General features: G+C 39.4%; 4 protein-coding genes. 1 reads left to right on the forward strand and 3 read right to left on the reverse strand.

Annotated elements, in window-relative coordinates; genetic code table 11:
- Positions 1-17 precede the first annotated feature (17 nt).
- Positions 18-4316, reverse strand: coding sequence for a hybrid sensor histidine kinase/response regulator transcription factor (locus D0T60_RS10980; protein WP_203558321.1), 4299 nt, complete (start codon positions 4314-4316; stop codon positions 18-20).
- A gap of 175 nt (positions 4317-4491) precedes the next feature.
- Between D0T60_RS10980 and D0T60_RS10985 the strand changes: the two genes are divergently transcribed.
- Positions 4492-8475: a two-component regulator propeller domain-containing protein gene (locus D0T60_RS10985; protein ID WP_163218235.1), complete on the forward strand. Its 3984-nt coding sequence runs from the start codon at positions 4492-4494 to the stop codon at positions 8473-8475.
- 18 nt (positions 8476-8493) lie between these two features.
- Here the strand turns inward: D0T60_RS10985 and D0T60_RS10990 are convergent, their stop codons facing one another.
- Both D0T60_RS10990 and D0T60_RS10995 read right to left on the reverse strand, forming a co-directional pair.
- Positions 8494-11133 (reverse strand): hypothetical protein, encoded by a 2640-nt coding sequence (locus tag D0T60_RS10990; RefSeq protein ID WP_163218236.1) that lies wholly within the window; start codon positions 11131-11133, stop codon positions 8494-8496.
- Positions 11130-12083, reverse strand: coding sequence for a glycoside hydrolase family 43 protein (locus D0T60_RS10995; RefSeq protein ID WP_163218237.1), 954 nt, complete (start codon positions 12081-12083; stop codon positions 11130-11132). Before D0T60_RS10995 ends, D0T60_RS10990 begins: the two co-directional genes overlap by 4 nt.
- Positions 12084-12351 lie beyond the last annotated feature (268 nt).

Genomic DNA, 12351 nt, shown 5'->3' on the forward strand with positions numbered 1-12351 from the left:
CCACTTGTTTGATGCAATTATTCCCCCTCCCGATACTCCGTAGGAGTCACCCCAAATTGCTGTTTAAAACATTTGCTGAAATAATGCGCATCATTAAAACCTACATGATAAGCAATTTGAGAAATAGTAAGATCATTTGTTTTAATAAGCTGTGCAGCCCTTTTCATACGAACATCTTTCAGATATTCGACCGGAGAAAGACCGGTTAAGCTCTTTACCTTTTTGAAGAATACAGCCCTACTCATTCCGGTTTCCTGAGCGAGTTCCTCTATTTTGAGGTCGCCATTGCTGATATGCTTCTCAATGGATTTAATCAGACGATTCATAAAATCCTGATTATTAGAGGTAATGGTGCCTGTAATTGAATCGGTAAAAGGATTTTCAACAGCAAGAAGGGTACGGTAATGTTGCTGTAACTTTTCCCGCAATTTCAATAGATTAGATATTCTTGTTTTTAGATAATTGGCGCTAAAGGGTTTGGTGATATAATCATCTGCTCCGAGCTCTATGCCTTTGATACGGCTTTCTATTGATGATTTTGCACTTAACAGGATAAATGGAATATGACTGATTGTAGCATCCGATCGTAAATCGCTTAGTAATTCAATACCGTCTTTCTCGGGCATCATCACGTCACTGATTATAATGTCGGGTATTAGTTTTGTTGCAACCTCTAAAGCTATTCTGCCGTTTTCGGCTTCTGTGATATGGTATTCGGCTTCAAAAATGCTTCGCAGGAAGTAGCGTAGTTCATCATTATCTTCCACAATTAGCATTGTTTTTTTCTCTTCGGCTTCATTTTCTACCGGCTTGGTGACAGAATCCGTGCTTAGTGGGGTGAACTCGGTGGAAGCATTATCAAAATGATCTTTTCCTTTACTTAGTTCTATGGTGAAGGTGCTTCCTTTTCCTGACTCGCTTTTCAGGTATATTTTTCCTTTATGCATATCGACAAACTCTTTAACTAATGAGAGTCCTATGCCTGTGCTATTCTTAGATTGAAGGATTGTTTCGAAACGTTCGAACAGAGCTGTTTGCTTATCGGGCGAAATGCCGATTCCCTGATCGTATATATCAATAAGAACACGTTGACCTTCTTCTCTTATATAGATTGTTATTTCTTTATTTGCCGGAGTGTACTTAAAGGCGTTGGAAATTAAATTAAAGAATATCTTTTCAAGTTTGTCTGCATCTGCCCATATTGTAAGCGTATCAATGTTGGCGGTTAGAGAGAAGTTGATTGCTCGTTTTTGTGCGAGATCCCTAAAATATTCCATCAGATGGCGTAAGAATGAAACCAACTCTATCTGTTGAACTTGCATCTTCATTCTGCGGCTCTGTATTTTTTGGAAGTCCAGAATTTGATTGACCAGATGCGTCATTCGGTTGGTATTGCGATTCACCAGTTGCAACTGGCTGTATACCTCCGGTGATAATTGGTGCTGATCCAGTATATTCTTAACCGGTGCTGATATGAGTGTTAATGGAGTACGCAGCTCGTGCGATATATTGGTGAAGAACTGTAGTTTCAACTCTGCCAGTTCTTTCTCCATTTTTACTTCGTGCCTTAATTTATAGAAAGTAAATAAAATGCGAACGGTGATAAATATGATGCCTGCCATGAGAAGAACATATAAAATACCCGCCCAAGCAGTTTCCCAGAATGAGGGTAATACATGTATGGGTAATTGTCGGATGTTATTCGTCGGCACCCCGTCGCTATTTGTAGAGCGTACTTCGAATATATATTCTCCTTTGGGGATGTTGGTGTAATTGGCTACATGTATTTTGCCTGCCTGGTTCCATGTATCTTCAAAACCTTTTAGGCGATACATATATGATATATTTGAAGGATTTCTTAAATCCAGTGCAGAGAAATTGATGCTAAACGAATGTTGATTATGCTTCAATACAAGCTTAGATGTATTATCAATACTCAGATCGAGTATGTGGGTACTGTCGCCGGGAAGAATAACTTTATCGGCAATCTGTAACTGAGTAAGTGCAATGGGGGGAGAATAAGTAGATTTCTGTAATGAATCGGGCTGAAACCACAACACCCCTTGCTGAGTGTTAAAAAGCAACGCATTCTCCTTTTTGGAATAGCATCCGGCACCATCGTTGAAGCGTATAAACCCGGGAAAATCTACTGAAGAGTAATTCTCAAAGGTTTTCTCTTGAGGATTGAACATTGATAGACCTTCCGTCATAGATATCCATAAGTTTCCGTTGTATTCTTCCATTGCTAAAAGAATATTGGAAAGAAGTCCGTCTTCTTTGGTATAAGATTCAAATTCGGCACTGCCGTTTTGATAAGAAACAAGCTTGTTTAGTCCGCCTCCGAAAGTTGCTATGTACAATTCCTGTTGTTGAGTGAGGTAGAGAAATTGAATATCGTTATTGTTGAGGCTGTGGTGGTTGCCCGGAACATGCTTAATCTGCTTGAACTCAATAGATGATGGCTGTTTGAAGTCTTCATCCATAACCAAAAGTCCGTTGGATGTGGCAATCCATAATTTCCCTTGCTTGTCGGAAATAATCTGTCTGGTTCGCGAACAGGTTTCAATGGGGTAATTCTTCAATTCATTTCTATGGTTGATAAAAGAATAGGTGTTTGTACTTGCATCGTATTTCAGGTAATTGATGCCTCCGTTTAATGTTGCACACCAGATGCGATGATGATTATCTTCGAACATATAAAAAACATCACTATTGCTAAGGCTGTACGAATCTTTTTCGTTGAACATGAAACGCGATATTCTGAACTTATCGGGTGTGCTTTGAGCAGCTTCCAACCTGATTATTCCGTATTTCTTAGTGCCTATCCATATATCTCCCCGATGATCTTGCATAATAGAGTAGGGGGCAACCCGTAGGTTGTTCTCCTTTAGAGAAAGCGTTCCGTCGTTTTGAAGATATCCCAGAAAGGTATGGTTAGAATCATACACCCCGATTCCTTTGTGCTTAAAACCGATCCACAGACGTTTATCTTTATCTATAAACAGGGCGCGACTGTTATTTTGTTCCGCACGTAATGGCTCCGGAGCGTACCAATGGAACGATTTTGTTTTGAATGTAATCTTTTCAAGTCCGTTGCTATGAGAACTGATCCAAATATTGTCCTGCTTGTCGAGGTAAACATCCATAATTAAGTCTGCTTCTTGCCAACCATCTGAAAGTTGTTTGTTGTAAATGGGGATTAACTTTCTGTTTGTTCGGTCGTAATAGGCAAAGCCTCCACCTGTAGGGTGTATAAATAAGTTCCCTTGCTTGTCTTCCCATACAATTTGGTATAAACGTCCGTCGGAGAATAAATTACCATGCTTGTCTCTGATTTCCATTCTATGAATATCTTCTGTTTGAGGGTGGAAAACGGTAACTCCTTTGCTCTTCTGCTGAATCCACAAATCACCATGTTTATCTATATATACGGCTTTGATGCTATTGTCGGGCATAGCTTTACAGGTAGAGGGGTGGTAATGGCGAATATTGTCTCCGGTTATGTCCATAACAAAGAATCCATCTGAGGCTGTGCCACAAAACAACTTGTTTTCTTTCAATACATGCAAGATGGTTATTTCGGAGGAGGTGGGAAGTTGTAAAACTTTGTATTGCTGCGTTTCTTTGAGATACTTCCATACCTGTCCTTTAGCAGAACTAAACAATAACTCGATATCCGTTTCCTGCATACTGGTGAAAGATTGTTGGGGCATTTGGAAAATAGAAGTAAGGGTATCATCTGTATATTTATAAATACCTGTTTGGGTGAGAATCCATTCATTGCCGTTCTTATCTAAAGCTACATGATTGATGTGTTCATCAGGAAGCAGATTAGTTTTTAAAGAAAGTGTTGAATGTGGTTTCTCTTCCTGCGTTACAGCCAAAGCTAACCCTTTATGCTCGGTGGCAATCCAGGTATGGCCGTTTGGTAAGGTAAAGAATTCTCTAACAAAGCAATCTTCTCCCGGAAGAGTTGTAAACTGCTCGGTGTATGGATTTAAACGGGAAATTCGTTTGTCATATCCTAATGCCCAAATACAGCCGTATGCATCTTCCTCAATTAAATTGATACGGTTGCTGACAAACTCAGTGGAAGAGTTGGAGCCATTTTTATAGGGGCGGAAAGTGTAACCATCAAACCGATAAATGCCATCCCAGGTGGCAAGCCATATAAAACCTTTTTGATCCTGTAGAATGTCACTTACTGTACTCTGGTCGAAACCATGTTCGCTGGTATACCGTGTAAAAACATGGGAAGATTGAGCATGAATGAAAATGCAGATAAATAAAGTTATTGCAAATAGATAGTATTTCATATTATATAATCACTCATCATCTTTTATTTATAGAAGCATCAAAGTTAAGAAAAAGAGAATAAAAAGAAATAGACTGTTTGAAAAATGTATGAAAGAGTCATCTTCTATTCTTTGTCTTTTTGAGAAATTAGTTATAACTTTACACCGTTCCATACGCCTAATTATTGACTAATACATGAGAATCTTGAAATATCTTTCAGTTATATTCTTTCTTTTTTGCTATACGCAGTTGTGCGCTCATTCTTTTACTATTTGTAAACCTTATCAAATAGAGGATGGGCTTTCGCATAACACCGTGTGGCACTCTATACAAGATAGTTATGGGTTCATCTGGTTTGCTACAGCCGATGGCTTGAACTGTTATAACGGCAAAACAAATAAGGTATACAGAAATGAACTGAACAATCCTTTCTCCATCGAAAGTAATTATATCCGGACATTATTTGAGTTGGACAACAGAAATATCTGGGTAGGTACCGGGCGTGGTATTTATTTATATGAACGGAAGAAAGATCATTTTGTGTACTTTGATAAGCGTACGGAATTTGGAGTTTCCATTAGTAGCGAAATCAGTAAAATATATCGTGCACCGGATGGGCAATTATGGATCGGTACATTAGGGCAGGGGCTTTTTATCTATAATCCCAGAACGGAAGAGTTGGTTCAGAATAGCTCACAATCCGGGTTTATTTGTGATATTGTGGGGCAAAGCACCGGAGTGATATACATTGCTACTATGCAAGATGGCTTATTCAGTTTTGACAGCCGGGGAAAGTTTCTGAAAAAACATACATTGATACAAGATGCCGGAGAGAAGGAAGAACCTAAACTGACTTGTTTACTGAACATGGGTAAGAACTTATGGATAGGTACCAACGGGAAGCAACTATTGAAATATAATACAGAGAATGGCAGTATAGAGAGTATACTTGTAAATTCCAAAGGCATGAAAACGATTCAGAGCCTTATGGAGTATAATGCCAATAACTTATGGATAGGTACGGAAGATGGTCTTTATGAGTATGACTTAAGCCAAAAAAAAGTCACAGAACTGAAGCATAAGAATATGAGTGATACTTCTGTAAACTTTATGATGAAGGATGCAGAAAGCGGAGTTTGGATACTGACCAGTTTAGGAGGTGCCAATTATATCCCTAAATCGACCAAGCGTTTTTATCTGTTCTCGCCCGATTATCAGGATGGATCGGGAGCATCCGGTAAGGTAGTGAATACTTTTTGCGAAGATCCCTCGGGCAATATTTGGTTAGGAACGCGGAAGGGGTTGTACTATTTTAATACAGAAACATATCAACTGTCTCATTTCCCTCTCCAACAAAACAGAAATAAAAACTATGATGTTCGTACTTTATGTTTGGAGGGAAATAAGCTCTGGATTGGTACGTATGGTGCCGGATTGTTTGTAATGAACTTGCATACTAAAGGTATTAAGCATTATATACATTCGAAAGATACCCCCAATACCATTTGTAGCGATGATGTGTTGGCTGTATATCAAGCCCGAAGCGGAACTGTTTATATAGGTACAAGTTGGGGGTTATGCCACTATAACCATGCTGAAGATAATTTTATGACTATATCCTCAGTGTCTATGATGGTATCTGTGGTCGATCTTCATGAAGACAAACTGGGGCGGCTATGGATTGCTACTTCCAATAGTGGCGTGTTTCGTCAGGATTTTCCAAGGGGAGACTGGATAGCTTTTCAGCATGAGGTGGACAATTTGTCTTCTATCATCAGTAATTCTATTAGCACTCTTTTTGAAGATTCAGAAGGAAGAATGTGGTTTGGAACGAATGGACGCGGGGTTTGTTATTTTGATAACGAAACAGGATCTTTTGTCGATTTTGATCCGAAGAATAACTTAATACCCAATAAAGTAATTGATGCCATTCAAGAAGATGAGACTGGCAATTTCTGGATTTCCGGTAATGCCGGATTGGTGAAGATTCACCCTAAAGAAAAACAAACTCCACGTGAGTTTACGCAGAGCGACGGAATACAGGGAAATCAATTTAACTTTCGCTCTTCATTAAAGGCTTCTAATGGTTATCTGTTTTTTGGAGGTATTAATGGGTTTAACATGTTTAAGCCGGAAACCTTTACCGATAACGATTTTATACCTCCTGTATATGTGATAGATATAAGTTTTCCTTATCTGGATGATGAAAAAGCCGGGAAAGACCGTATACAAACAGAGGCACCGCTTTATATGAGCCGTCGGGTTACGTTGCCTTATGAACAGAATAGCTTTTCGTTGACATTTGCTTCGCTGAGCTACGAGGCACCCGACAATAATAGATATTCCTATATTCTTCATGGAATAGATAAAGACTGGATACAGAACACAGAAAAGAATACAGTATCTTATACGGATTTGCCGCCCGGGAAATACGAACTCGAAGTGCTCGGGTCGAATAACGATTATCTTTGGAATGAAGAAAGCACCAAACTTACCATTATTATAACTCCTCCGTGGTGGCGAAGTGGCATAGCCTATTTCTTATATATAATTATCTTTTTAGCTTTCATTGCCTATTTGGCATGGTGGTGGAATGCATACATAAGAAAGAAATATAGAAGGCGCATGAAGGATTTTCAGGTTACCAAAGAAAAAGAAATCTATCAATCGAAAATTAATTTCTTTATTAACCTGGTTCATGAAATCCGTACTCCACTGAGCTTGATAAAGTTGCCTTTGGAGAAACTCCATGAGGTACAGACGAATGCTGCCGGCTCTAAATATTTGTCGGTAATAGATAAGAATGTAAATTACTTGCTGGATATTGTTAATCAATTGCTGGATTTCCAAAAGATGGAGAATGGCAATGTGAGTTTTGTATGCAGGCCTTGCAATATGAACTTACTTACCGAACAGATTGTTGCTCAGTTTGCTACATTGGCAGAACTGAAAGGTATTGACATTCAAACGGTTCTGCCTGCAAAAGAGCTTACAGCCGTTACGGATATGGACAAGATATATAAAGTGCTGGTTAATCTTTTAAGCAATGCGGTGAAACATGCAAAAAACCGGATAGAGATTAAATTGTTTGTTGCCGGTGCTGATTTATACATTTCGGTTAGCGACGATGGTCTTGGCATTCCACCAGCCGAAAGAGATAAGGTGTTTGAAGCCTTCTATCAGGTAAAAGATAAGGATAAGAAATCTTCTATCACAGGTACAGGCATCGGGCTGGCATTCTCCAAATCGTTAGTGGAAGGATTGAATGGAAAACTAAGCTTGGGTGAAAGTGTGTGGGGAGGATCGGTATTTACGCTGACCCTTCCGTTGGAAGAGGTGAAAGCTTTGTCCGAAGAGAAAGATGTTCAGGAAGAAATTATACAAGACATCTCTTCTGAAGAGGTGGCAGATCATTTTGCGTTGGATAAGCGTAAATTCTGCGTATTATTAGTAGAAGACAATATAGACCTTCTGAACCTGACTCAAGAATCTCTTAGTGAATGGTTTCATATTCTGAAAGCCTCTAATGGCAACGAAGCACTAGAAGTACTTGCCGAAGAAAGCCCGGACATTATTGTAAGTGATGTGATGATGCCCGATATGGATGGTATGGAACTTTGCAGAAGAGTAAAGTCGGATATCAATACCTCTCACATTCCGGTTATTCTGTTGACTGCCAAAACAAATATCGAAGCCAAATCCGAGGGCTTTGAGAATGGGGCAGATGCTTATTTGGAGAAGCCATTCTCTATCAGGCAGCTTCGTGGGCAGATAGAGAATCTGTTGAAACTACGTCAGGCTTATTATAAACTAATGATTAATTTGGGCATAGCGCCTAAAACAGAGGTTCAGGATATTATATCACAAAAAGACTATGAATTTATAAACAGTATGAAGGAGGCTATTCTGGAACAAATGTCGGATGATAGCTTTTCCATAGAGCAACTGGCAGAATCTCTGAACATGAGTCGTTCTAACTTTTACCGAAAAGTGAAAGCATTAACAGGAATGCCCCCCATTGATTATCTTAAAACAGTTCGGCTGTATAAGGCTGCCGAACTGCTACAACAGGGAGTCCGTATTCAGGATATATGTGGGAAAGTAGGATTTAGTTCCACCTCTTATTTTACTAAATGCTTTAAGGCGGAGTTTGGGGTATCTCCTAAGGAATATAAATAATAGGGGGTGGGAGATTAGTTACTTAACCATTACTCCCATTTCCCCTTCAACCGTCAGCGTTTCCGCCTGAACAGACATCCCGGTAAAATTATTATTATTGTAAAATTTCACCGATGCTTTACCCGAAGCATCGGTTTGTACATTTGGTGCCCAAAAGATAGTACGGCGATGATCATTTCCTGAAGGCAGAGAAGTGTCTGCATAATCGGGGCTGTAGAACTCAGCAGGTTGACTATATCCGTGAATAAGCGTACGGCGAGTTCCTCGGGCGGGTTTATACTTTTTATAGAAGTCTTCTGCTCCCGGAACTGTCTTTATCAGAAAAATCACTTGATCTCTATGATCTTTGGGCTTTTTATTCGAATCTTGAGCTGTTTGTTCATTGGAACTTTCTGCTGCATCAGATTCGTTGGAGATACGATTTGCTTTCGTCCAATCGGAATGTGCTCCTTCTGCTTCTATATCCGAAATCATTTCTGTGGGGAGTTTATGAATCACCATCGGATCGTCATAAATGATTAACGACTGTATAGGGTCCACTTCTTTTAGTACCAGATTCTTCGTTACATGATCGGCATACGCTTTTCCGTTAATAATAAAAACAACAGGTCTGTTCTTATAATAAATTTCACTTGGTTCATCCGGGTCGATAGAACCTGTTCTTGTATTCAAGGCTCCGGCAATAATTCTTACATAAGGATTCATCTCTTCCAGAAAATGGCTGAGTGTGATAAAATCTTCTCCTTTATCGCGATGATCATCTAATATTTGTTGAACGTTGTAGTAAGCATCTATCATGACTTCATCTATTGTTGTTTTTCTTCTTCGTTTTTTTGCTTTTACTACTACCGATTCAAGTAACTCTGTTTCTTGAGATAACTTTTTCAGGTACTCTTCTTCCAGAGCTGTGGGAGCGGCAAGAGAGAGGGTGTCCCATTGAGGGTTTAGCTCTTCTGCGTAAAAAGATCGAATGGGTGGATAAAAAGTACGATCCAGCATGATGTGGGTGTCTTTTCTATTTCCTTTTAAGTTCTTAGTTTGCAGGAGGGTGGGTCTGATGCCTTCCAACCCTTCCAAGGGGATGGTGAAAGCTCCTAAGGTGTCGGTCATGGTAGCGCCTATCCAAGTGGAAGAATCATTCTGGATGAGTACACTCAGTTCCATGTTTCCTTTTTCTTTCTTCCTGAATAAAGATCTAAGCTCTCCTTTTAAGTTCAGTGTTTGTTCCGGAAGGTATTTAATTTCGAAAGGTTCCACTCCAATGGTTTGTTGCAGGTTGTATTTTCTCCATCCTTGTACCAATAGTAGTAACTCGAGTGCCTCCTTTTGTTTTCGCGAATCCGATTTAAAGTAATAACCGGGATTATGGATATATCCTTTCAATTCGGAAGAAAGAAGGAGATTGGTTTGAATATTATCCCCTTCGAATAATAAATCAGAGCTCTTTGTATCCTTAACAGACAAAGAAAAAGCAGTTGCTAAGGGGCTTCCGTCTGACTTGTTTACCTGAAAATTTAATTCAACCGGGTCTATAGGATTATAAGCCTTCTTTAGTCCTTCTACAGCTATTTGTATGGAAGAATTTGGAGAAACGAAAAATAATCGTTCCGCTACAATTGCTCCCTGTTTGTTTATCAGCGTTAATCGGGATACACCCGCAGGAAGCTCCTTGGTTTTAAACCGTACTAATTGAGAGGGCGCATTCTCGGCTAATTCTTTGAATGCATAAGGTGTATTTCCGGAAAAAACAAAGAGCCCCAAAGTATCTTGCAGTAAGGAGATGCTTTTATTAATTTGTACATTTAGTTGCCCGTCTCTATGTGTTGCCTTCATCGTATATCCTGTTGGTAATGCTTCCGGAAGCGTAAAAGAATGTTCTTTCTTACCTTGTTTTACTTTTACTGTAGCCGCTTTATTTGTAGGAGTGTATATAAAACTCCCCATTCCGTCGTGTGCTGTTGTAGCTTCGCTTACCAATTCTCCATCGGGCGAATAGAGTGAGATTTCCACCAGTGAGTCTATTGGGTTGAAAACTTTAAATGCCACTTTAGATTGAATACCTTGCACTAAATGCCCTCCTTCTGGGAAAAACTGAATATTGAACTTATTGTTTTTCTCTTCCGGACGTTGTTTCATCAACTTATTCAAACGGTATTTATTGATTGTCTTATCATACTCGCCGGGTATTTGAGGCTTTTTGTATAATGGAAAAACACGAGAGAAGTAGATATCATCTCCGAAATTCAACATCCACTTTGTGTATGCCCGGATTTCGTAGTAGCCCGGCATAAAGCTGTTTTTGAGTTCAAACTGTCCGTGTCCGGTTCCGTTTTCAATTTGTATAATCTGTTTGTCTGTAAGTACGCCAACCTGGTCCCATAGCTCTACATAGAGAACTTTACTGAGAACGCTTGGTATGTTATGTTCTGTGAACGAGACGTATGCCTTATACCAAAGAGTTTCGCCCATGAAATAGCTATTGTTATCTAAGTGAAGATATACTTTCTCGGTAGGATAACTTTGGGAAAAAGAGGTGGCATATTCCGTATATTCGGAAAAATTGCGAGGTGTAGCAGAGTTTTGTGCATGCATATAGCAAATGCAAAGAAGAAATACAATGAATGTAGTGTATCTTTTTAAGCTAAACAGATGTTTCATGGTAGTAAGGTTGGAATGATAACAGAATCGGAAATTTTAAATGTATATTCTTTCTTTTTTTTCTTCTCAAAGCTGTAAGGCGCAATGTACGTACGGCGCGGAGAAACTTTATCATTGCTATAATGAGAATGATATATGATATACTTTTCTCCTTTTTGGGTAGTTAGTAAAGCGTGGTGCCCTGTTCCCTTAGCACCTGCATGATTATTGAGTATAGGATTGTAATCTGATTTTTTCCACGGACCATAAGGAGAGTTGGCAACGGCAACCCCTACGGCATAATCCGGACTTTGAAAATGATTGCAACTGTACGTCAGGTAATATTTTCCTTTGTGTTTTATAACGAAAGGTCCTTCTGATACACAAGCACTTGGTTGGGAGGATGTCCATTCCCAGGTTCTTCTTTCCGAACGTAAACAGAGGGTCATGGTTTCGGGTTTAATTGTTTTCAGATCCTTGGTAAGTTCCGCCATCCAGATAACATTTCCGTGCTGAAAGCGTACCCAATATATATAAGGTGTACCATCATCATCAATAAATAGATGGTTGTCGATGCCTTTTTCTTCCATATACGGTTCTTTACTTTCTTGTTTAAAGGGACCAATAGGAGAGTCGGAAAAGGCAATAGCAATATGTTCATCGACACTGTAGGCCATTGCAAATTTTCCGTGGGTGCGGTACACTTCGGGTGCCCAGAACCGGCTGTTACCCCATGAATCTTTTTTATGTAAAGCAAGTCCTTCGGTAGCTCCGCAAGGCCCTTCCCATTCTTTCAGATTGGTGGATTTATAAACTACAATGCCATTGGGAGATTGGGTTCCGTATAAATAGAAGGTTCCGTTTTCTTCCAGAATATAAGGATCGGCTACGGTTAGTTGGTTGCTTTGAGCAGATGCAGTGAGTGCATATAGGCAAAGTACAGCCCATCCTATCAGCTTTTTAATTTTCATGGTATTATTTGTTTAGTAGTGTATTTGTTTCGGGATGAATCCCAGTGGCACAAAAATAATGATTCTTTGTGGGAATGTGGGTTAGTGTGGAATAAAAAGAGTAATAAAATCCTTTTCGGGGGTTTTAATCTGGATTAGTTATACTTTGGAAGGAATGGTTGGCGCGAATCTGTCTTTTTGTAGATATGGTTGACTCTTTAACGACTCAACCAATGAAAGAAAAGAAGTCCAACGATGCTCACGCTTTTCATTTTCGGATTCGTGAGAT

Source organism: Bacteroides sp. 224, from assembly GCF_010500995.1.
In the GTDB taxonomy this organism is placed as follows: Bacteria; Bacteroidota; Bacteroidia; order Bacteroidales; family Bacteroidaceae; genus Bacteroides.

Bases quoted from the DNA above. Each gene is read 5' to 3' on its own strand.
- D0T60_RS10980 (WP_203558321.1), bottom strand. From the start codon at position 4,316: ATGAAATACTATCTATTTGCAATAACTTTATTTATCTGCATTTTCATT.
- D0T60_RS10985 (WP_163218235.1), top strand. From the start codon at position 4,492: ATGAGAATCTTGAAATATCTTTCAGTTATATTCTTTCTTTTTTGCTAT.
- D0T60_RS10990 (WP_163218236.1), bottom strand. From the start codon at position 11,133: ATGAAACATCTGTTTAGCTTAAAAAGATACACTACATTCATTGTATTT.
- D0T60_RS10995 (WP_163218237.1), bottom strand. From the start codon at position 12,083: ATGAAAATTAAAAAGCTGATAGGATGGGCTGTACTTTGCCTATATGCA.